General features: G+C 40.5%; 1 protein-coding gene. It reads left to right on the top strand.

Translation table 11 applies throughout. From position 1 onward, the window contains the following. The first annotated feature begins 342 nt into the window (after nucleotides 1-342). A complete protein-coding gene (locus ACSYTJ_RS04050) occupies nucleotides 343-1,281 on the top strand; it encodes an aspartate carbamoyltransferase catalytic subunit (protein WP_491719560.1) in 939 nt (312 codons plus the stop codon).

The raw sequence follows: 1,281 nt of genomic DNA, 5'->3' as shown, positions 1-1,281 counted from the left end.
TTATTGATTAAAACATTTTAAAAAGGGGTGCCGATTTGATCGGCCCCCTTTTTAATTTTGTGATTGTCTTATGCTGGATTCAATGCTATAATACAAACAACATATAAAGTTGATATCCTTTAAGAGTTGACCAGAGAGTCGCCAAGGTTTGAGATGGTATGGGTGTGGACTATAGCACTGGATACATACTTTAAGACCAAACCAAAGGGCTTTTCTGATTATCATAATCGGGAAGCCCTTTTATTTTTTACCGATATCAAACTCATCTAAGCAACCCCAGCGAGGGTAGTTGAACCTACCTAACCGCTTTCGAATTGATTTGTTTTTTGAGGAGGAAATATAATGATTCAAGTATCAAGTGATCACCATTTCTTAAACATTAATGATTTATCAAACTTACAAATTAATGATTTGATTAAATTGGGTGAACAATTTAAAACTGGTAAAAAAACGGTCCAGCTAACTAGACCGGTCTATACTGCTAATTTATTTTTTGAAAATAGTACGCGCACCCATAGTTCGTTTCAAATGGCTGAAAAAAAACTAGGCATCGAATTAATTAGTATCAATCCAGCCACTAGTTCGGTTAAAAAGGGTGAGTCGCTGGGCGATACAATTAAGACCCTACAAGCAATCGGCATTGACATCGCCGTTGTTCGCCATGCAAAAACTGGTTGGTATCAACAATTAGTTGATGATGAAAACATCAGACTATCATTGGTGAATGCAGGGGATGGCAGTGGCCAACATCCATCGCAAACGTTGCTAGACTTGATGACGATTCATGATGAATTCGGTTCATTTTCAGGGTTGAACATTGGCATTATCGGTGATCTTGCTCATTCACGAGTGGCCAGATCAGATGCCGAAATTTTAAATCGATTGGGCGTCAACGTCTTCTTCAGTGGGCCTAAGGAATGGTATCCAGCAGACTTTGATCAGTTTGGAACTTACTGTGGTGATGTGGATGAGATGCTACCTAATTTAGACGTGGTCATGTTATTACGGGTGCAATTGGAACGCTTGAATGAAAATGCGGTCGCATCATTCACCCCTAGTGATTACTATCACACCTATGGCCTGTCCGAGGAACGGGCGCATTTAATGAAGGATAGTGCCATCATTATGCATCCCGCTCCCGTTAATCGAGGGGTCGAAATTGCTTCTTCATTAGTAGAAGCTCCCCAGTCGCGAATCTTTACCCAGATGCATAACGGGGTGTTCGCACGCATGGCAATTTTAGCTACTATTTTGGACCAACGTGGATTATTGGAGGATTAA

The sequence above is a fragment of the Nicoliella sp. ESL1113 genome (assembly GCF_058509245.1).
This window is presented reverse-complemented; position numbering and strand designations above follow the sequence as displayed.